Origin of the sequence: Curtobacterium sp. VKM Ac-2889, assembly GCF_015350855.1 — a bacterium.
Lineage (GTDB): Bacteria > Actinomycetota > Actinomycetes > Actinomycetales > Microbacteriaceae > Curtobacterium > Curtobacterium poinsettiae.
Genome location: NZ_JADKSC010000004.1, coordinates 40,232 through 61,387 on the forward strand (window position 1 = coordinate 40,232; position 21,156 = coordinate 61,387).

The 21,156-nt window shown below is 71.5% G+C and carries 12 protein-coding genes; 5 read left to right on the forward strand and 7 right to left on the reverse strand.

Translation table 11 applies throughout. The annotated features are described in order from the left end of the window. The first annotated feature begins 64 nt into the window (after window positions 1-64). Both ITJ50_RS13395 and ITJ50_RS17525 read left to right on the forward strand, forming a co-directional pair. Complete coding sequence (locus ITJ50_RS13395; protein ID WP_042538277.1) at window positions 65-1,258, forward strand: alpha-hydroxy acid oxidase; 1,194 nt, start codon at window positions 65-67, stop codon at window positions 1,256-1,258. A gap of 282 nt (window positions 1,259-1,540) precedes the next feature. Then, window positions 1,541-2,503, forward strand: coding sequence for a glycoside hydrolase family 16 protein (locus ITJ50_RS17525; RefSeq protein WP_228499926.1), 963 nt, complete (start codon window positions 1,541-1,543; stop codon window positions 2,501-2,503). 115 nt (window positions 2,504-2,618) lie between these two features. Here ITJ50_RS17525 and ITJ50_RS13405 read toward each other — a convergent pair whose 3' ends face one another. Beyond that, complete coding sequence (locus ITJ50_RS13405; protein WP_071251986.1) at window positions 2,619-2,981, reverse strand: hypothetical protein; 363 nt, start codon at window positions 2,979-2,981, stop codon at window positions 2,619-2,621. A gap of 167 nt (window positions 2,982-3,148) precedes the next feature. Here ITJ50_RS13405 and ITJ50_RS13410 point away from each other — a divergent pair, with 167 nt between their 5' ends. The 3 genes from ITJ50_RS13410 (at window position 3,149) to ITJ50_RS18010 (ending at window position 6,420) form a co-directional block, all read left to right on the forward strand. Continuing rightward, window positions 3,149-4,690, forward strand: a complete 1,542-nt coding sequence (locus tag ITJ50_RS13410; RefSeq protein ID WP_308202496.1) for an MFS transporter — start codon at window positions 3,149-3,151, stop codon at window positions 4,688-4,690. After that, on the forward strand, window positions 4,683-5,663 hold the full coding sequence (locus tag ITJ50_RS13415) for an alpha/beta hydrolase (RefSeq protein ID WP_017888441.1): 981 nt from the start codon (window positions 4,683-4,685) through the stop codon (window positions 5,661-5,663). The genes ITJ50_RS13410 and ITJ50_RS13415 overlap by 8 nt, the downstream gene beginning before the upstream one ends. Window positions 5,664-5,877: 214 nt before the next feature. Beyond that, entirely contained in the window at window positions 5,878-6,420 is a 543-nt protein-coding gene (locus tag ITJ50_RS18010; protein WP_052481708.1) for a sigma-70 family RNA polymerase sigma factor, read from the forward strand. Between the two features lie 146 nt (window positions 6,421-6,566). Here ITJ50_RS18010 and ITJ50_RS13425 read toward each other — a convergent pair whose 3' ends face one another. The 6 genes from ITJ50_RS13425 to ITJ50_RS13450 all read right to left on the reverse strand — a co-directional run bounded on the left by ITJ50_RS13425 (window position 6,567) and on the right by ITJ50_RS13450 (window position 21,121). After that, window positions 6,567-7,661, reverse strand: coding sequence for an SGNH/GDSL hydrolase family protein (locus tag ITJ50_RS13425; RefSeq protein WP_017888439.1), 1,095 nt, complete (start codon window positions 7,659-7,661; stop codon window positions 6,567-6,569). Window positions 7,662-7,811: 150 nt separating this feature from the next. After that, window positions 7,812-8,618, reverse strand: coding sequence for a 4'-phosphopantetheinyl transferase family protein (locus tag ITJ50_RS13430; protein ID WP_056070424.1), 807 nt, complete (start codon window positions 8,616-8,618; stop codon window positions 7,812-7,814). Next, complete coding sequence (locus tag ITJ50_RS13435) at window positions 8,615-9,412, reverse strand: ABC transporter permease (protein WP_017888437.1); 798 nt, start codon at window positions 9,410-9,412, stop codon at window positions 8,615-8,617. Before ITJ50_RS13435 ends, ITJ50_RS13430 begins: the two co-directional genes overlap by 4 nt. After that, a complete protein-coding gene (locus ITJ50_RS13440; RefSeq protein WP_017888436.1) occupies window positions 9,409-10,425 on the reverse strand; it encodes a daunorubicin resistance protein DrrA family ABC transporter ATP-binding protein in 1,017 nt (338 codons plus the stop codon). The genes ITJ50_RS13435 and ITJ50_RS13440 overlap by 4 nt, the downstream gene beginning before the upstream one ends. After that, the gene (locus ITJ50_RS13445) at window positions 10,422-10,631 is read right to left on the reverse strand and encodes an MbtH family protein (protein ID WP_017888435.1); all 210 of its coding nucleotides are present in this window, start codon (window positions 10,629-10,631) and stop codon (window positions 10,422-10,424) included. Before ITJ50_RS13445 ends, ITJ50_RS13440 begins: the two co-directional genes overlap by 4 nt. Next, on the reverse strand, window positions 10,628-21,121 hold the full coding sequence (locus ITJ50_RS13450) for an amino acid adenylation domain-containing protein (RefSeq protein WP_194590685.1): 10,494 nt from the start codon (window positions 21,119-21,121) through the stop codon (window positions 10,628-10,630). Before ITJ50_RS13450 ends, ITJ50_RS13445 begins: the two co-directional genes overlap by 4 nt. Between the last annotated feature and the right edge of the window lie 35 nt (window positions 21,122-21,156).

Below are 21,156 nucleotides of genomic sequence, written 5' to 3' on the forward strand. Positions count from 1 at the left end.
TGCGTCCGCCGCTCGCACGCGGGTCAAGCGGCAGCTGCCGACGGTGCGGGACCTCGCGCCGCTCATGCAGTTCAAGAAGCCGTCGCTGCCGGGTCGGCGTCAGCGCCTCGAACAGGCCTTGACGATCTGGGACCTGCGGGACATCGCCGCCCGCCGTACCCCGAAGGCCGCGTTCGACTACACCGAGGGCGCGGCCGAGGCGGAGATCTCGCTCGCCCGTGCGCGGCAGGCGTTCGAGGACATCGAGTTCACCCCGGCGATCCTGCGGGACGTGTCGAAGGTGGACACCTCGCGTCAGGTGCTCGGGGCGCCGGTGTCGTACCCGTTCGGCATCGCGCCGACGGGCTTCACGCGGATGATGCAGACCGAGGGCGAGCGGGCCGGAGCCCGGGCGGCCGGGCGAGCGGGCATCCCGTTCTCGCTGTCCACGATGGGCACCACCGCGATCGAGGACGTCCGCGACGCCAACCCGCACGGCCGCAACTGGTTCCAGCTGTACATGTGGAAGGACCGCGAGAAGTCGATGGCGCTGGTCTCCCGCGCCCAGCAGGCCGGGTTCGACACGCTCCTGGTCACCGTGGACGTCCCCGTCGCGGGTGCGCGGCTGCGGGACAAGCGGAACGGGTTCTCGATCCCGCCGCAGTTGAGCGCTCGGACCGTGGTGAACGCCATCCCGCGGCCGTGGTGGTGGTTCGACTTCCTGACCACCGAGCCGCTGGCGTTCGCGTCGCTCGACCGCTGGTCCGGCACCGTCGGGGAGCTGCTCGACCACATGTTCGACCCGACGGTCACCTACGAGGACCTCGCCTGGATCCGCGACCAGTGGCAGGGCAAGGTCGTCGTCAAGGGCGTGCAGTCCCTGGCGGACGCGAAGCGCCTCGCCGACCTGGGGGTCGACGGGATCACGCTGTCGAACCACGGCGGTCGGCAGCTCGACCGGGCACCGGTGCCGTTCCACCTGCTGCCCTCCGTGGTCAAGGAGGTCGGCAACGACACCGAGGTGCACCTCGACACGGGCATCATGTCCGGCGCCGACATCGTCGCCGCCGTGGCCCTCGGCGCGACGTTCACGATGGTCGGCCGTGCCTACCTGTACGGGCTGATGGCCGGCGGCGAGGCCGGGGTGGACCGGATGATCCAGATCCTGTCCGAGCAGATCGAGCGGACCATGCGGCTGCTCGGGGTGGCCTCGCTCGACGAGCTCGAGCCGGGACACGTGACGCAGCTGCAGCGCCTGCAGCCGATCCCCCGGGCCTGATCGCGCGTTCGACTGCGGCCACCGGATGTTCGTCGGTCGATTTCCGTGACACCCCCCGAACGGGTCACAGATGATGCAAGATGTGCGTGGACGCGTCAACGAAACCCTCGGCACCCGGCCGGCTGCTGCGTCCGTCCCTCCCCGCATCCTGCGCCCGAGCATCCACGAGGAGCCCGACATCTCGACCCGAAGCACGTGCACGCCGCCGCGCGGCACGACCCCACGACACCCGTCCACTCCCAGGTCCACGACCGCCTCTGCGGCCACCGACGGGCGCACCCGATGATCCGCCACCGCGCGATCCTGGCGGCCGCGACCGCCGGCGCCCTGGTCCTCGGCGTCCCGACCGCCGCTTCCGCCCGCACCTGGTGGGGCTGGGACGGGGAGCGCCACCGGCACCACGCCCCGGTGGACCCTACCCCGACACCGGTCCCGGACGAGACGGAGCCCACGGCCCCCACCGACGAGTGGACCCCGGAGGCGGAGCCCACGCAGGACTCCGCGCCGGTCGAGGACACCGCGCCCGTCGTCGAACCCGAACCCGCGCCCGCGCCCGCGCCCGATGCGGAACCCGGAGTGGACGCTGCCCCGGACGCCGATGCCTCCCCCGCAGATCTGTCCGCACTCGCGCCCGACGCCCCGTTCGTCGAGGACTTCACCACGAACGCCGTCACCGGCCTGGTCCAGTCGCTCTACCCGCAGTCGTGGCACCCGTACCCCGACGGCACCTCGGGCATCTACGCGCCGAGCAAGACCGTCTCGGTCCACGACGGCGTGATGGACGTCGCCCTCGGCACCGGTGCCGGAGCGGCCGGCACCTTCGGTTCCTCCGACGGCGCCTGGGACCACGTCGGCGGCTCGTTCTCGGTGCGCGCGAAGGCGACCGGCGGCGACGGCAACGGCGCGGCCTTCATGCTGTGGCCGACGTCGAACGTGTGGTCCGACGGCGAGATCGACTTCCCCGAGGGCAACTTCGAGGACAGCCCCTCGGCGTTCCACCACTCGATGACCCCGGGCAAGGAGTCCGACCGGGTCCAGGTCGGCACCGGTGTCTCGTGGCGCGAGTGGCACACGTACAAGGTCGACTGGGTGCCCGGTGAATCCGTGACCTACAGCGTCGACGGCACGGTCCTCGACACCGTCACGGACGACGTGCCGACCACCCCGCACCGCTTCATGTTCCAGGTCGGCAACTGGGGCGAGCAGGGCAACCTGCTCATCGACTGGGTCTCGACGACCGAGTAGCGTCCGCAGGCCGCACCACGACGGACGGGAGGCCCGGTGCCAGCTGGCACCGGGCCTCCCGTCCGTCTGCGTGGTCGCGTCTGCTTGCCGCAGCGCGCCCGGCGGAGCCTGTGGGCTAGGGCTTCTCGTCGACGAGGGCGATGAAACGGCTGCCGATGCCCTCGACCTCGCGCCGCGTCAGCCCGGCGGTGGGCTCGGGCGCCTGGTACGGGGCGTGGTAGTCGCACATCAAGTAGTCCCACTCGGGCCACCACTTCTTCGGACGTGCCTCTTCGTCGAAGCCGCAGACCACGCACTCCAGACGGGCCCAGACCTTCTTGGTGCCGGTGCGGTTGGCGCGGGACTGCACGAGCCAGGCGGGCGGGTCCTGCTCGATCGCGTCGAGCTCCGCTTCGCTCAGGCGCGACGGGATGCCGTGGCGGGTCGCCATCTCGAGGGGGATGTCGAGCCGGACGGCGGCTTCGCGGCGGGAGAGCATCCGTCCAGGGTAGGTCCTGCGGCGACCGCTCCCGCGCGCGGACTTCCGTCGACCGGTCGGTCCGTGTATGGTCTGGATCACTGAGGTAAAAGGCGCCGCGATCTGCGACGCACCAGCACGCGGCATCGAACGAGTCGCCACTTCTTCCCTCGAAGGAGTGCGCCATCGTGTCCCCCAGTTCCCCTCGCAGCCCCGGGCACGTGCCCGCCGGTGGCCTGTCTCCTCGTCTGCGCGACGCATGGATCGCCCTCGCCGGACTGTCGGCGGTGTTCCTGTTCGAGATGCTCGACAACTCCGTGCTCAACGTCGCCCTGCCCACGATCGGTCGCGACCTGGGCTCGTCGACGACGGGCCTGCAGTGGGTCTCGGGTGCCTACTCGGTCGCCTTCGGCGGGCTGATGCTCCTGTTCGGCGCCGTCGCCGACCGCATCGGTCGCCGCCGGGTCATGCTCGCCGGGCTCGTCCTGCTGGCCCTGGCGAGCCTCGCCACGGCGGTGGTCACGTCGACCGAGCAACTGATCGCCGTGCGGGTCGCGATGGGCGTCGCTGCGGCGATGACGACGCCCGGGTCGATGGCGCTGGCGTTCCGGCTCTTCGACGACGAAGGGCTCCGGGTCCGGGCGCTCACCGTCATCTCGACGGCTGGACTCGTGGGTCTGGCCATCGGGCCGACCGTCGGCGGGTTCGTGCTCGCCGTCGCGCCGTGGCAGGTGCTGCTGCTGGCCGACGTGCCGATCGCGGTCCTCGCGCTCGTCGGGATCCGGTTCGGTGTCGTCCGCGACGATGCTGCAGGGCTCCGCCGCGACCCGGTCGACGTGATCGGGGCACTGCTCGGCACCGCGACGACCGCAGGGGCGCTCGTGACGCCGACGATCCTGGTCGAGTCCGGAGCCGCTGACTGGTCGGGGTGGGCCGCCCTCGCCCTGACCGTCGCCTGCGCGGTGGGGTTCGTCGTCCGGGAGCGGACCGCCCGGCACCCGCTGATCGACCTGCACCTGCTCGCTCGACCACTGGTCTCGAGCGGACTGGCGTTCAAGGCCGCGTCGGGTCTCGCCGTCGCGGGGCTGTCGTACCTCGTGACCCTGCAGCTGCAGTTCGCCTGGGGCTGGCCGCCGGCCCTGGCCGCGGTCGGAACGCTGCCGCAGGTGGTCGTGCTGCTCGTGGGAGGCCGCTTCGTCGGACCGATCGTGCAGCGGGTCGGCCTGGGCCGTGCCGCCTGGACGAGCGCCGTCTCGGTCGTCGCAGGCCTCGTGGTCTTCGGCACCCTGAGCCGGTACGGGTACCCGTGGGTGCTCGTCGCGCTCGTGCTCGTCGCTGCTGGCATGCGCGTGGTGGGCGTCGTCGCCGGCGCCTCCGTCCTCACCGGTCTCCCCGCGGACCGCACGTCGGTCGGGGCCGCGCTCGTCGACACCTCGAGCGAGCTCGCGAGCGGTGTTGCGGTCGCCACGGCGGGGACGATCGTCGCAGCCTTCGTCGCCGGGAGCATCACCACGACCACCTGGACCGCCGCCCGGCTCGAGGGGTTCCAGGACGCTCTCACCATCGCCGGTCTCGGCCTCGCCGTGATCGCAGCCCTGCTCGTCGTGGCCGGCATGCTCCGAGCCCGGACGAGCGACGTCCGGGAAGGCACGATCCGCGCCGACCCTGCCGCCCCCACCCCCGCACACACCGACCAGACCACCATCACCGAGGAGCCCTCACGTGTCTGACACCATCGCCCTCCCCCGCCCGCCGTTCGATCCTGAGTTCGTCCCCTTCCTCACCGCCATGGACGCGCGCGGCCGCTTCCACCTCACGACCCAGATGCTGCCGCAGATGCGACAGCTGGACATGACCGAAGCGCAGCTCGACGAAGGACTGCGTGCTCGCGGCCTCGAGCGCCGCAGCGTCACGGTCCCGGGGCACCGCGGCGACCCGATCGACCTCGCCGTGATCCAGCGCACCGGCCGCACCGGCACGGCCGCCCTGGCCTACGCGATCCACGGCGGCGGCATGATGTTCGGCCACCACCTCGGCAACCTCGACTCCTACGACGAGTGGCTGCTCGTGCACGACGTCGTCCTGGTCAGCCCCGACTACCGCCTGGCTCCGGAGCACCCGGACCCCTACCCGGTCGAGGACTGCTACGCCGGACTCGTCTGGGCTGCCGAGCACGCCGACGAACTCGGCATCGACCCGGAGCGCATCGTCCTCGTCGGGCAGAGCGCCGGTGCCGGTCTCGCCGCAGGCACGGCCCTCCTCGCCCGCGACCGACAGGGGCCGACCGTGATCGGCCAGGTGCTCGTGAGTCCCATGCTCGACGACCGCGACGCGACCCTGTCGGCTCGGCAGTTCGACGGTGTCGGGGTCGCCGACCGGGAGATGACACGGTTCGGCTGGGACGCCTACCTCGGTGACCGGCGGGGTGGCGAGGACGTGTCGATCTACGCCGCCCCCGGCCGCGCGAGGGACCTCGCCGGGCTCCCGCCCGCGTACGTCGACTGCGGCAGCACCGAGGTGTTCCGCGACGAGACCGTCGCCTACGCCAGCGCGCTCTGGGCCGCTGGTGTCCAGGCGGAACTGCACGTCTGGCCGGGAGCGTTCCACGGGTCGACCAGCATGATGCCGGAGGCAACCCTGTCGCAGCGTGCGACCCGGGCCCTGCGCGAGTTCACCGGAGGCCTCCTCGGCCAGTCCGCCTGAGCGCGGGCAGTCCGAGGCCCGGAAGCCCACACGGAACCTGACGGGAGGCACGGTGCCAGCTGGCACCGTGCCTCCCGTCTCGGCCGTCACCCCCGCGCCCCCGCGCCCCACGATCAGATCACCCACGGCGCTTCGTCGCCTGCTCGCACGCCCCGAAAGGGGGGAGACGGATCCGTCCAGAACGATCTACGTTGAAGCAACGCAAGGGGGCAACATGTGTCGAACACACAGTGCCGATCAGTCCGAACCCGCCGCCTTCATCGCTGCGTACCAGCAGCACGCTCCGGGACTGCGACGGTTCGTGGGGACGGTCATCGTCGACCGACACCTCGCGGAGGACGTCGTGCACGAAGCGTTCCTCGAGTTCTGGCAGCACCCGGATCGGTACGATCCGGACCGAGCCGATCTGCAGTCGTGGTTGCGCACCGTGGCGCATCGTCGGGCGATCGACCGGATCCGCAGTCTCGAAGCCCTGCGGAAACGCGAGCTCCGCATCGGCACTCGTGACCACCACAGCGTCGACCGCGACGACGACCAGCGCGACGCGTTGTTCCTCCGCCCCACCCTGCGCATCGCTCTGGCTGACCTCTCGGACAAACAGCGGGACGCTGTGGTGTTGCGGTACTTCGGCGAACGGAGCACCGCAGAAGTCGCCAGTCAGCTCGGCATCACCGTCGGGACGGCCAAGACCCGTGTCCGCGACGGCCTGAGCGCTCTTCGAGCGCACCGACTGATCGCTGCCACGCGGGCGGCCTGAAGACCGACCGCCACCCGTGCTGACGGTCAGGAGGGCACGGAAGCTGCATCCAGCAGACGGACGGGAGGCCCGGTGCCAGCTGGCACCGTTCCTCCCGTCCGTCTCGTGGTCGCGTCAGCGACGCGACCAGATCCGCCGTCGGAGTGTCAGCGCGATCCGACGATCGCGGCCTTGGTCTGGTCACGCAGGTACGCGATGCCGGCAGCGTTCGGGTGGAGTGCGCCGAACAGGATGGAGTACTTCGTCCCGGCCAGCGGGGTGCTGTCCGCAGCGGTACCGCGATCGGTCAGGGTGAGTCCCGACATCCATGCCGAGCCCGACGCAGCGCAGGGGGTGTGCGCAGCAGAGCCCTGGAGCGTCGAGACGTAGGTGAACCCACGAGCCTTCGCCGCAGCCTTGACCGCTCCGTCGAGCGCGTTCTGGGTGCGGTGGAAGTAAGCGGTGTCGGTCGGGGTGAAGGGGAACGCGTTCTGCGGGAACGGCGGCTCGAGTCCGGAGTCACCGAGGAGGCTCGAGAAGCATCCCTTCGGGGCCTGCGCCGTGCCGGGCGCGAGCATCGGGTAGCCGACGACGAACACCTTCGCCTGCGGCGCGCGCTGCGCGATCACGCGGAACGTCTGCGCGAGCCGAGGTGCCACGACGGTGCGGACGCGCGCTGCGAGACGGTCCCGCTCGACCCCGTGCACGACCGGTGCGTAGTAGTCCTTGCAGTGGTTGTAGGTCTTCCCGTGGATCTCCGCGAACACCGGGCCAGCCTTGTCCAGCGCGACGCAGTTCGCGATGACTCCGGCGAACCCCAGGTCGTTCCCGCCGATCGACACCGTGACGACGTCCGTGTTCTTGGACAGCGCATCGGCCTGGACGGGCGCAGTGGCGCTTCCGGCTCCGGTCTTCTGCGCGACCCGGGAGATGTTGCCGGTGGTGGCACCGGCGCAGGCGCGGTCGTCGAGCTGGAGTCCCAGCGATGCTGCGACCTGGTGCGGGTAGTCGGTGGTGGACTGGAAGCAGCCGGCCGCCGGACCCGAGCTGTAGGGGGCGACGCCGAAGCCGCCCGCGTACGAGTCGCCGAGGGCCACGTAGTTCCCACCGCTGGCGGCGGCCACGGACTGGGTGGGCGCCGTGCCGTCGGCGTTGGCCGCGGAGACGGGCCCGGCTGCCCCGACAGCGAGCGCTGCCGCCGTGAGGACACCGCTGGTGATCAGCAGCGCGTTGGTCCGGCGGAGGCGAGGAGCGTGACGCATGGAGCAGGTTCCTTCCAGAGGGCCTATTCGACAGACGATCGTCTGACAAGTAGACGGTAGGTCGGTACGACGCCCCGCGCTATGAGAGGACGACCAGGGGCGGACGGGAGGACCGGTGCCAGCTTGCACCGTCCCTCCAGGCCCGGCTGCTCACGCTGTCGCTGCAGGGACGCTGGCTGCCGTGTCGCGGCGGACGTCCGGCTGCACCGGTTCGGCCCCCTGTCGGTCCATCCTCCAGGGGCGGATCGGGGTCGGGTGCGCCGCCGCGATCGAGGCAGCCGCCCGGCGACCGGCGTTGATGGTGACGGTCCACGCCGTCGCGAGCCGCGGGTCGGCTGACTGCGCCACGGGGCGCCATCCGAGGAGGGGAGCTGCCGTCGTGACGCCGGCCGATGCCGCGGCGACGCGGAGCCCCGACGGTTCGCCGCGCAAGCCGACACCGACTGACTTGAGGAGTGCCTCCTTGTCGGTCCACACCTGGACCCGGTGGACGAGGCCATCGCGTCCGGTCGGCATCGCCGCCCGCTCTGACGGGTGCAGCGCGTAGTCGTCGAACCCGTCCCACAGGGTCTCGGGGTACTCCTCGACGTCGACCCCGAGCCGAGCCGCGTCATCGCCGACAGCAACGAGCACCAGTCGTCCAGAGGTCGAGGTGGACGCGGAGGACCCAGCGATACGAGGGCGACCGTGCGGCGCGCTGCAGTGCTCGCAGGTCCGGTCCACCGGGACGGACGCGGCGTCGGACCACGAACGGCCCTGCACGGCGCAGGCCAGGAACCGGAGCGCGAGTCGCCCGGCGAGGGTCCGCCGTCGATCCAGGTCTGCTCGCCTGCTGTCGGCAGCGGCACGATCGGCTGCGCTGACGAGCGAGGCAGCACCCGCGCCGCCCGTCGATCCGAGCAGGCGATCCCCGGTGGCGAGGACGTCGTCGACGGTGGTCAGCAGGAGATGGATCACCGCTTGCTGATGCGTCGGTACTGCACGACGGCGATGGGTGCGAAGACAGCGATGATGGCGACGCAGCACAAGGACGCGTAGAGCAGCGCGTTGTCGGCCGGCCATCCGTGCCCGACGGCGAACCCGGACGGCGGTTCGTTCCCGAAGCCCCGCCGCACCGCGGTGGCGACGGCGGTGACGGGGTTCCACTCGGCGACCACCCGGAGCGGACCGGGGAGCATGTCGGCGGACACGAACGCTCCGGAGACGAAGCACACGGGGAACAGCCAGAGCAGGCCGAGGGACTGTGCGACCTCGACGCTGCGAGCGGTCAGCGCGATGAACGCCCCGATCCAGGACGTCGCGAACGCGAAGAGCAGCAGCAGCCCGAACGTCAGCACCACGGACCCGATGTCGGAGTGCACACGCCAGCCGATCACCAGGCCGCACGCGATCACGACGACGATCGAGATGGCGTTCGTCATGAGGTCCGAGGTCGTGCGCCCGAGGATGACCCCGACCCGCGACATCGGCAGGGCCCGGAACCGGTCGATGAGGCCCGTCTGCAGGTCCTTCGCCAGGTACACGGCGGTGAAGGACGAGTTGAAGGTCAGCGTCTGCGCGAGGACACCGCCGATGAGGAACTCGCGGTAGTCGTCTCCGCCGAGTGCGTCGGCGAACACGAACCCGAGGATGAGCACGAAGATGATGGGCTGCGCGACACCGGTCACCAGCGCCCCGGGCGTTCGGCGGACGCCGAGCATGTTCCGTCGGGCGATGACCCGGCCGTCGCGGAGGACGCTCGCGATGCTCATCGGCTCGCCTCCGTCGGTCCCCCGGCGATCACCGGGTCGGGCTCGGAGGACCTCGCCCCCACCGCTGCGACGGGCGCGTCCGGATCAGCTGGCGTCCCGGTCAGCTGCAGGAAGACCTCGTCGAGCGTCGGCTGCCGGAGTGCCGCTTCGGACGTCTCGAGCCCGACGGCTCGGAGTGCGCCGACGACGTCGAGGAGATCACTGCTGCCTCCGCCGGCACCGACGGTGAGGCGACCCACTCGCCTGTCGACGGCGGGTTCGTGACCCACCCGACGGACAGCGTCCACGGCAAGGTCGATGTCGCTACCGGGGGCGAGCACGATGTCGAGCCGTGCTCCGCCGGTCTGGGCCTTGAGTTGCGCGGCCGTGCCCTCTGCGATGATGCGTCCTCCGTCGATGACCGCGATGGAGTCAGCGAGCTGGTCGGCTTCCTCGAGGTACTGGGTGGTGAGGAGCACGGTGGTCCCACCTGATGCCAGCGACTCGATCGCGTCCCAGGTGTCGCGACGACCGCGGGGGTCCAGCCCGGTGGTCGGTTCGTCGAGGATGACGACCGGGGGCCGGGCGACGATCGCCCCGGCCAGGTCGAGCCGGCGGCGCATCCCCCCCGAGTACGTGCCCGCACGTTTGTCGTCGGGGACGTCGTCGAGGCGGAACTCCCGGAGGAGCTCACGTGCTCGAGCCTTCGCGTCCTTCCGACGCATGCCGTACAGCTCGCCGACCATCGTCAGGTTCTCGAAGCCGGTGAGCTTCTCGTCGACCGCTGCGTACTGGCCGGACACGCCGAGACGCTGTCGCACGGCGTGGCCTTCGGTCAACACCGATCGTCCGGCGACGAAGGCGTCGCCGGAGTCGGGCTGCAGCAGCGTCGTGAGGACGCGCACGGTCGTCGTCTTGCCGGCGCCGTTGGGCCCGAGGAGCCCTTGCACCGTGCCCTCGGGCACCTCGAGTTCGACGCCGTCGAGCGCCTGGTGGGTCCCGAACCGCTTCGTGATCCCTCGTACGGAGATCACGACGCGACGCGGGTGCTCTCGAAGGACGGTGTGATGTCGTGCCAGTGCTCCGACACGTAGTCGGTGCACGCCGTCTTGACGGCGGGACCGAACACGGCGACCCACCCTCGAGGAACGTCGGCGAACTCGGGCCAGAGCGAGTGCTGTCCGGCTTCGTTCACGAGCACCCGGAAGGTGCCGTCCTGATCGTCGAACGGGTTCGTCACGGTCGATGCTCCTCTGGGTCAGCTGCGGGGGTGTTCCTACCTGGGTCTTCGGAGCCGGCGCCGAGTCGGTTCGCTCTGCGTGCGTCGGTGTGTCGGACGTTCTCGAGGAGGTGGTCGAGCACCGGTGCGACGTCGTCGAGTGCCCGGTCGGTGAGCATGTCCTGGTGACGGGCTCCCACGGAACTCGACGTCACCGTCCCGGTGACGAACTGCTCCCACACCGCGGGCGCCGGACGGTTCGCGGGGACGTCCTCGGTCGCGGCGAACACGTGGAGATCACCGTGGACGACGGGGACCGGAGCGTCGTCGAGGAGCTCCCCGAGCCGGCGGAACCGCCGCACCATGCGGTCGACGACGTGCCCCGGAACGTCGGCCAGCGGGTTGCCAGCCTCGGCGAGGAGGGAGAGCACCCGTTCGCCGTCGAGGTGGCCACCAGGAGGCGTCACACCGTTCGCGTCGAGGAAACCGCGCCACATGTCATCGGTGTCGGCCACACCGTCGAACGCTGATGCTTCGGTCGGGTACGCGTCGAGCACCGCGAGGAGCGCCACCTCTTCGCCCTCGGCCTGCAGCCGCGCCGCGATGTGGTGCGCAAGCCGGCCGCCGAACGAGTACCCGGTGAGCAGGTAGGGGCCGTGGGGTTGCTCGCCGCGGATGGCGGTGACGTACTCGGTGAGCAGCTCGTCCAACGATCCGGCCGTCGCGGGTTCCGGACGGTCCGGCGCGATCCCGGGCATCTGGACGCCGAGGATCGGTCGGGTCGTGGCCAGACGAGAGACGAACGTGGAGAACTTCCACGCGACGCCGCTCGCAGGGTGCACCGCGAACACGGGGGCACCCTGCCCGGTGGGCCGGAGGGGCAGGATCGTCCGGAGCGACTCCGCCACGTCCGCACCGCCGGACTCGACCAAGGCGGCGAGTCCGGCCACGGTCGGCGCTTGGAAGAGCGCCTGCACGGGCAGGTCCGCGTCGAGGGCTTCGTTGACCGCCTGGATCGTCGGCTGCGCGACGAACGAGTGACCGCCCAGCGCGAAGAAGGAATCGTCGGCGCGGACGCCGTCGACACCGAGTGTCGCGGCGAACGCCGCGGCGATCGCGAGTTCCGCGGGTCCGCTCGGAGCCGCCCCTGCACCGCCACCGATCCGGAGCTCGGGGAGTGCCCGCACGTCGACCTTCCCGTTCGGCGTCAGTGGGACGGCGTCGATCGCCGCGATCCCGGCGGGCACCATGTAGTCGGGTACACGGGAGCGGAGACGGTCGGACAGTGCGGTGAGGAACGCATCGGAGGCGACTCCGTCCGTCACGACCCAGGCGCCGAGTTCCGTGCCGCGTGCGGTGTCGACCGGACGGACCACGGCGTGCGTGACGCCGCCGGCACCGCGCAGGACCGCCTCGACCTCGCCGGGTTCGACACGGTGGCCACGGATCTTCACCTGCCCGTCACTGCGGCCCAAGGAGACGACGCCGGGACGCTCGTCCCCGTCGGCGTCTCGTCGGACGACGAGGTCACCGGTCCGGTACATCCGCGATCCGTCCGAGGCGAAGGGATCGGCCACGAACCGCTCGGCGCTCGAGCCGGGCCGGCCGCGGTAGCCGTGTGCCAGCTGCTCGCCCGCCAGCCACAGCTCACCGACGCTGCCGACCGGCGTCGGGCGCAGGCGGGAGTCGAGGACGTACCCGACGGTGTCGACCGTCGTCGCGCCGAGTACCGGGGCGGGGCTGTCGGCCACGCTCGCCACCATGGAGTCGACGCCGACCTCGGTCGGACCGTACAGGTTCCACGCTGCGACGGCCGGCCGGTCGCGCAGCCACGACCAGAGACCTGCGTCGAGCGGTTCGCCACCGAGCAGGAGCACGAACGGGTCGGCCTCGTCGCGGTCATCGAACAGCGCTTCGAGCTCCGTCTGGCCGGCGAGGGCGGTGACGTAGCTCGGCGTGGTCTCCCACGCACTGATCCGACGCTCGGCGAGGAGCGCGACGAGGGCCTGGGGGTCGCGCCGGGTGGAGTCGTCGACGACGTGCACCTCGTGGCCTGCTGCGAGCCAGACCACGGGGTCCATCGCCGCGTCGAACCCGACGCCGGTGGTGTGCGCGACGCGGACGCGACGTTCCTCGGGGTCGGGCAGGAGCGTCGCACGGTGGCTCGACAACAGCGCGGCCAGCGCGCGGTGCGGCACCTGCACGGCCTTCGGCTCGCCCGTCGTACCGGACGTGAACACCAGGTAGGCGGGGTCGTCGAGCCGCGGCGGCTCGACGCGCGCCGGCACGGCGGGCCCCGATGCCGCATCGTCGTCGATCCGGAGCAGCCGGTCCGACGGCACGCCCGCTTCGGACGCTGCGAGGGTCGCCACGTCCGCAGGTGTGGTGTCCGTCGTCCCGCCGCCGACGCCGTGGTGCAGCACCAGACGCACGTCGGCGCTCCGCAGCATCGTGGCGATCCGGTCGCGGGGCAGCTCGACGTCGATCGGAGCGGCGACCGCGCCGGCGCGCCACGCCGCGAGGAGCGCGGCGACGGTGTCGACGCCACGGCCCAGGGGCAGCGCGACGACGTCGCCGCGTCGGAGCCCGGCGGCGATCATCCGGGCCGCGATCCCGTCGACGCGAGCGTCGAGTTCCGCCGTGGTGAGCGAGACGCCTCCGGCCACGACGGCGGGTGCGGTCGGGCGGGCGGCGACGGAGTCGGCGAACGCCTCGAGGATCGACTGCTGCCGGTGGTCGGTCGCGGCCGGCCAGGCATCGAGGCGCCCGGTGCCGGCCTGCACGGGGACGTCGAGGAGCGGCCGCCGGGGGGCGGTGGCCGCTGCTGCCAGGAACGCCGTCCACCGTTCGACGAACCCTCGCGCCGCGCGATCGCTGAACATCGACGCGTCGTACTCCAGGACGCCGTCGACCTCTCCCGAGGAACGCGGGCGCAGGACGAACGACAGGTCGACCTTGGCTGCTCCGGTGCTGTCGGGCTCGAGTCGGTCGGTCGTCACGCCGGGCAGCGAGATCGAGACCCCGCTGTCCTCCTCCACCGAGAGCATGGTCTGGAAGAGCGGGTGTCGTCCGAGTCGACGTTCGGGGGCCATCGCCTCGACGATGCGCTCGAACGGCACCGACTCGTGCTCGATGGCGTGGAGTGTTGCGGCTCGGGCCCGTTCGATGGTCGCGACCAGGTCCGGTGCGTCGGTCATCCCGATGCGCAGCGGCAACGTGTTCACGAAGAAGCCCACGAGGTCAGCGGTGTCCGGGTCGGACCGCCCGGCGGACGGTGATCCGATCACCACGTCGTCACCGGCACCGATGCGGTGCAGGTAGCCGGCGAGCCCGGCGAGCCACGCGTGGAAGCTGCTGGCCTGCGCCTGTCCGGCAGCGGCGTGCACCGCCGAGACGACGTCCTCGGGCAGTGTGAATCGCAGTTGCCGGGCAGCTCGGGTCGCCGACTCCGGCCGACGTCCGTCAGCAGGCAGGGCGAGCTCGTCCGGGATGCCGGCGAGCTGCTCGACCCACGCCGACAACGACGCGTCGTGCCGTCCACCGTCGGATTCCAGGAGGGCGCGCTGCATCCGCGCGAAGTCGGCGTACTGCACCTCGAGCGGACGCTGCACACGCGCCGTGCTCCCGGTCCGCGCGGCGTACGCGGTGGCGATGTCGCGCGCCAGCGGGCCGAGCGAGGCCCCGTCCGTGGCGATGTGGTGGATCAACAGGTCGAGACGCCACTGCTGGTCTCCCGTCGCCACGAGCCCGGCCCGGACAGGCAGGTCCACCGTGAGGTCGAAGCCCGCTGAGGTGTCGACCGCGGCGCTGGTGACGATGCCCGGCACCACGTCGTGGATGCGCTGGACCGGCTGACCGTCGACTTCCGGGTACGTCGTCCGGAGGATCTCGTGCCGGACGACCACGTCGTCGACGGCGTCGGCGAACGCGTCCGTGTCGAGATCGCCGCGGAACGTCGCCTGCAACAGCACGGAGTAGTCGGTGGAGGTGGGGTCGAGCCGGTTGAGGAACCACAGCCGCGCCTGGTTCGGCGACAGCGGCAGCTGCTCGCCTTCCCGTCGCGGGTGCTGCGCGGCCCACGCGCGGAGCGCCGGGTCGGTCTGCCGGTCGCCCTGCTGGGTGGCGGCTCCCGCGGATCCGACCGCGGCGAGGAGACCTGCCGGGGTGGGGGCGTCGAAGATGCTGCGGAGGGGCAGCGTGGCACCGAGTTCGTCCCGGACGCGCCCGATCAGCCCGACCGCGAGCAGCGAGTGTCCACCGAGCGCGAAGAAGTCGTCGTGCATGCCGACGTCGCGCACACCGAGCACTTCGCCGAACACCCGCGACATCGTCCGCTCGTCGTCGCTCACGGGCTGGCCGTCGCCGCCGGTCGAGGTCGGTTCGGGCAGCGCGGCGGTGTCCACCTTGCCGTTGGGGGTCAGCGGGATCGCGTCGACGACGGCGATGGCCGAGGGGACCATGTAGTCGGGGAGATCGGCGGCGACGGATCGGCGGACACCCTGTTCGTCGACGGTCCCGACGACCCACGCGACGAGCCGTGCGGTGTCCGGTCCGCCGGGCACGACGACACGAGCAACGGCAGCCTCGACGCCGTCGATCCGTTCGAGGGCCTGGGTGACGTCGGCCAGCTCGATCCGGTACCCGCGGAGCTTGACCTGGTCGTCGTCACGGCGGAGGAAGTCGAGTTCCCCGGTGACGCGGCGACGCACGACGTCGCCGGTGCGGTACATCCGGGTGCCGTCTCCCTGGGGGTCGGCGACGAAGCGGCTGGCGGTCTCGGCGGACCGTCCGCGGTAGCCGTGCGCGAGGGAGCTGCCCGACAGGTAGAGCTCTCCCTCGACTCCGGGCGGCACCGGCTGCAGGAAGTCGTCCAGGACGCGGGCCGTCACGTTCGCGATCGGCCGTCCGATGGTGACGGCGCCGGGCTCGATCCGCGCGACGACGGCGTCGACCGTGCTCTCGCTCGGTCCGTAGAGGTTCCAACCGTCGATGTGGTCGGCTTCGGCGACCTCGTTCCAGAAGTCCGCGGGGACGGCTTCTCCGCCCACCGCGACGGTCAGGTGACCGTCGTGCTCCGCGACGGCGTCGAAGAGTCCGACCGCGGCCAGCTGACGGGCGTACGACGGCGTGGTCTCGATCACGTCGATGCCGTGCTCGACCACGTCTCGAACGACCGTCTCCGCGTTCGTCCGGGTGGCGTCGTCGGCCACCTCGAGCGTCGTGCCGGCGACGAGCCACACGATCGGGTCCCACGCCGCGTCGAAGCCGAGCCCGGACAGGTGCAGCATCCGCGGGGCTCGACCACCGACGCGGTCGCGGACCGGACGGATCATCGCGTCCTCGTGCTGCGCGAGCACGTTGGCGAGTGCCGCGTGGGACACCTGCACGCCCTTCGGCGTCCCGGTGGTCCCCGACGTGTAGACCAGGTAGGCGACGTCCTCCGGTGCAGGGGCGACCGGAGCTGCGGCGTCGCCGACGTCACGGTTGAGCGCCGAGGGCGCGACGACCTGCACGGGCACCCCTGCCTCGTCGGCGACCGACCAGGTGCGCTCCGCGTCGTGGGCGACCACGACGGTCGGTTCCGCCCCGGCGAGGATCTGACCGATGCGCGCGTCCGGGTAGGCGACGTCGATCGGCACCGCCACCGCACCGGCCCGGAGGACGCCGAGCACCACTGCGATCGCGTCGGAACTGCGCCGGAGCGCGACGGCGACGCGGTCACCCCGACGCACGCCGAGGCGCGCCAGGTTGGTCGCGACCGCGGTCGTCTGCACTGCCAGGTCGGCGAAGGACACCGTCCCGGCGGTGTCGACGAGTGCGTCTGCGTCAGGCGAGCTCGCAACCGTGGTGTCGAGGCGGTCGAGCACGGTCCCCGTCACGACGGACGTCCGGCCACGCGACTGGTGGTCGAGTTCGAGGGCTGTCTCAGCGTCCACGTTCGGGATGTCGGACAGGCGACGGTGCGGACCCTCGACGAAGGCGGCGAGCACGCGGTCGAGCGCGTCGCGGAGCCGCGTGACGGTCGTCTCGTCGAACAGTGTCGCGTCGTACCCGAACGTGACGACGAGTCCACCGTCGTCACCATCGGGGGTCGTCACGTCAAGGAGCAGGTCCGTCTTCACCCCGGCACTGGTGGACTGGGCGGGAACCGTCACCGCGACGTCGCCGAGATCGAGGGCTGCCGGCCGGGTGTTCTGCAGTGTCAGCATCACCTGGAACACCGGGTGACGACCGACCGACCGGGGTGGCCGGACGGCGTCGACGACAGCATCGAACGGGACGTCCTGGTGGGCGTACGCCGCGGAGTTGCCCGATCGGATCCGTTCGAGCAGGTCCTCGACGCTCGGATCACCGTCGAGCGAGGTGCGGAGCGCGACGGTGTTGACGAAGAAACCGACCAGGTCGTCGAGCTGCGCGTCCGTCCGTCCGGCGACCGGGGTCCCGATGACGACGTCCTCACCCGCACCGTGCTGCTGGAGCACGGCGGCGACGGCTGCGTGCAGCACGATGAACAGACTGGTGCGGTGGTCCCCGGCGAAGCGGCGGAGCTCGGCGTGCCGCGCGGGGTCGAGGGTCAGCTCCACCGCACCGACGGTCTGTCGAACGGTTCCGTCGTCGACGGAACGTGCGCGGTTCCGGGGCAGGGAGATCTCGTCCGGCGCGCCCGCGAGTGCCATCCGCCAGAACGCCAGCTGCTGGGCGAGTTCGCTCGAGGGGTCCTCGGCGTCGCCGAGCTGTTCCCGCTGCCACAGTGTGAAGTCGGCGTAGTCGACCGGCAGCGGCAGCCACGCTGGTTCGGTCCCGGCGACACGGGCCGCGTACGCGGTCCCGAGGTCGCGGGCGAAGGGTGCGAGCGACCACCCGTCCGACGCGATGTGGTGCATCGTCGCGACGAGCACGTGGTGGTCGTCGTCGATGCGGAGCAGCACCGCGCGGAGTGGCGTCTCGCTCGTGACGTCGAACCCACGCGTCGCCTCGGCGCGGACGACGTCGTCGATGCGGTGCTCGGGGACCGTGACCGTCAGGAACGGCGGTTCGGCGGCAGCACCCTCGAGGACCTGCTGCACCGGCCCGTCGCCCACGAACGGGACGATCGTCCGGAGCGGCTCGTGCCGCATCGCGACGTCCACGAACGCTGCGCGCAGGGCCTCGGCGGACAAGGGACCGTCGAGGCGGAGCACGACGGGGATGTTGTAGGCGGCGGAGTCCGGTTCGAGGCGGTTCAGGAACCACAGTCGCCGCTGCGTGAGCGACAACGGCATCGTGTCCGGGCGCGTCCTCCGTGCCAGGCGGGCTGCGCGATCGGTCGGCGTGCCCGTGTCGAGTGCTCCGACGAGAGCAGCCACGGTCGGCCGTTCGAACACGTCCCGCACGGTGATCGTCCGGTCGAACTGTTCCGACAGACGCGCGGCGAGCCGGGTTGCCAGCAGGGAGTGGCCGCCCGCTGCGAAGAAGTCGTCGTCGATCCCGACCGCGGAGACCCCGAGGACCTCGGCGAACACCGCAGCGGCGACGCGCTCGTCGTCGTTCCGTGGCGGCAGCACCGTGCCGGAACCCGACAGCTCGGGCGCTGGCAGCGCGCGACGATCGAGCTTGCCGTTCGGCGTCACGGGCATCTCGCGGAGGGCGACGACGACCGAGGGGACCATGTAGTCGGGGACGTCGGAGCGCATGCCCTCCCGGACCGCCGCCGGAAGGTTCCCGAGGTCGCCGTCGGAGGTGACGTAGCCGACGATGCGACTGGCAGGACCCTCGCCCAGCACGACGGCCGCTGCGAGGTCCACCCCGGGGTGGCGGATCATCGCGGCCTCGACCTCGGCGAGCTCCACGCGGTAGCCACGGATCTTGACCTGGTCGTCGATGCGTCCCACGAACCGCAGGGACCCGTCACGGCGACGACGGACCACGTCTCCCGTGCGGTACATGCGGGAACCGTCGGCGGAGAACGGATCAGCCACGAACCGCTCGGCGCTGAGCCCGGGCTGTCCCACGTAGCCCTCTGCCACGTTCGCCCCGGCGAGGTAGAGCTCGCCGACGGCGCGGTCGGGTACCGGTGTGAGGGCAGCGTCGAGGATGTAGTGCCGCGTGTTCCGCACTGACGAGCCGATGTGCGGCGGGCGTCCCGGTTCCAGCACTGCGGTGAGACTGTCCACCGTGGCCTCGGTGGGGCCGTAGAGGTTGATGGCGTGCACGTCGTCGCGGTGGGCCAGTGCGTCCCACAGGGCCGGGCCGACCGCTTCGCCGCCGACGGCGATCTCCGTGGGGTGGACATCGGCGTCGAGCATGCCCGCGGCGAGCAGTGCCTCCGCGAAGGACGGGGTGGTCTCGATGGCGTCGATCCGGTGGCGGACGAAGTACTCGACGAGTCGCTCGGGGTCACGACGCACGTCGTCGGCGACGACGTGCAGCTCATGTCCGGCGAAGAGCCAGAGCAGCGGATCCCACGCCGCGTCGAACGACAGGCCAGCGGTGTGCGCGACGCGGAGCGGCCGGCCGAGCCGCGCTTCGGCCGGGTCGAACATCTCGGCCCGGTGGTGCTGGAACAGGTTCCGCAGGGCGGCCCGGTTCACGCCGACGCCCTTCGGGCGCCCGGTGCTCCCGGAGGTGAAGACGATGTAGGCGAGCGCGTCCGGGGCGATCGCTGGCAGAGCACTCGGGTCGTCCGTCCGGCGTCGCCACACCGTGGTGTCGGCGTCGACAGGGAGCGAGGGAACCTGCCAGGAGGCGCCGGCGGCCCGGTCACGGACGAGCTGCGCGCTGCTCGTGAGGACCAGCGTCGGACTCGCGTCCTCGATCATCCCGGCGACCCGGTCGGTCGGGTACTCCGGGTCGAGCGGGACGTAGACCGCGCCGGCGCGCAGCACGGCGAGGACGAGCATCGGCAGGAGAGCACTGCGCTCGATGCGGACGGCCACCCGGCTCCCGGGAACCACGCCTTCGCGGATCAGGTGGTGCGCGAGTCGTGTCGCGTCGGCGTCGAGCGCCGCGAACGTCGTCGTGCCGTCCTCGGCGACGACGGCGAGGTCGTCCGGGCGTCGACGGGCGACGTCGGCGAACGCCTCCATGACCGGTTCCGGGTCGAGGGTGACGGTCTCCCCGGCGCCTTGGCCGAGGAGGAGCGGGACCTCGTCCTCGTCGAGGATCGTCGCGCCCGTGACGGTGAGACCCTCGGGGCAGCCGACCACACGGTCGACGAACGCGAGAAACCGGTCCGCGTGCTCGGCGAGACTCGCCGTCGTGTGGAGCTCGGCGTCGCCTTCGAGCTGCAGGGTTGCGGTGGCAGCGTCGCTCGACAGCCCCGACAGGACGATGGAGAGGTCGTGGACCGGACCCGTCGAGAGGATGTTCACCGCGCCGACGGCGTCGCCGAAGCGGATCTCGTCGATGACGGGCAACAGGTTCACCGAAGGCCCAGCATGCCGAGGTGCCCCGGCGAGGGACTCGACGCGGAAACGCTGGTGTCCGACCGCGCTCCGGACGACGTCGCCAGCATGGGCGATGACGTCCGAGATCTCGGCGTTCGCGGGGACGTCGATCCGCAGCGGCAGGATGTTCGAGAGCATGGACGGGGTGCTCTTCGCCACTCTTCCCCGTCGGGCGGTGACCGGGAGGCCGAGCGCGACACGCTCCTCCCCCGTGATCTTCGCCATGTACAGGGCGACGATGGCGACGACGGTCTTGGGGAGGTCCCGGCCGAGTGCCGTGAGGCGTGCAGCACGCGCGTCGTCGAGGGGCACGGCGACCCGCACGATGGAGCTCGCTGCCGACCTCGCGGTGCCCTCGAGGCCGGCGACCGTTGCGTCGTCGTCCAGTGCGCTGCGCCAGTAGGCCTCGTCGGCGTCACGCTGCGCGGATGCTTCGTACTCGGCGATGTCACGGTGGAGGTCGTCCAACCCGGGAAGCACCGACGGCTGCCGGGCGGCGAGGTGTGCGCGGGGCTCGGCAGCGACGTCGAGGCCCCGGCTCGACGGTGCGGGCTGAGAAAGACGCGTGTACACCTCGGCCATGTACCGCAGCGCGATGACCGCCGAGTAGCCGTCGAGCAGCAGGTGGTGCACCCGTTGGAAGAGCAGGGACCGGGTGTCCGTGATCTGGAACAGGACCGCGCCGAACAGGTCGTCACCCTGCAGATCGCGCGGGGTCTCCATCGCCCGGTCCATGGACGCCATCGCCTCGGAGAGCGCCGCCTCCGGATCGAGGTGACGCAGATCGACGACCTGCACGACGTCGTCGGTCGGACGCGGACGGACGATGACCCCGTAGGGACCGTCCGCGTCCGACCGGACGCGCATGGACAGCGCGTCGAGGTCGGCGACCACCGTGTTCAGCGCGATCCGGACGAGCCGCTGGTCGAGCGCGCCCCGGAGGTCGAGGTACTGCCCGATCTGGTACGTCGCGTTCGACGGGTCCAGCTGCTGGGCGTACCAGATGCCTCGTTGCGCGGAGGTCAACGGGACGCGGATGCCGGCCTCCTGCTCGTCCCGGTCGCCATGGTGGTGCTTGCTCGTCACAGAGAGACTCTTCCTGTCGGGACGCGGCCGCTACC

Coding starts and splice junctions, on each gene's coding strand:
- ITJ50_RS13395 (WP_042538277.1), top strand. CDS start 65: ATGCAGTTCAAGAAGCCGTCGCTGCCGGGTCGGCGTCAGCGCCTCGAA.
- ITJ50_RS17525 (WP_228499926.1), top strand. CDS start 1,541: ATGATCCGCCACCGCGCGATCCTGGCGGCCGCGACCGCCGGCGCCCTG.
- ITJ50_RS13405 (WP_071251986.1), bottom strand. CDS start 2,981: ATGCTCTCCCGCCGCGAAGCCGCCGTCCGGCTCGACATCCCCCTCGAG.
- ITJ50_RS18010 (WP_052481708.1), top strand. CDS start 5,878: ATGTGTCGAACACACAGTGCCGATCAGTCCGAACCCGCCGCCTTCATC.
- ITJ50_RS13425 (WP_017888439.1), bottom strand. CDS start 7,661: ATGCGTCACGCTCCTCGCCTCCGCCGGACCAACGCGCTGCTGATCACC.
- ITJ50_RS13435 (WP_017888437.1), bottom strand. CDS start 9,412: ATGAGCATCGCGAGCGTCCTCCGCGACGGCCGGGTCATCGCCCGACGG.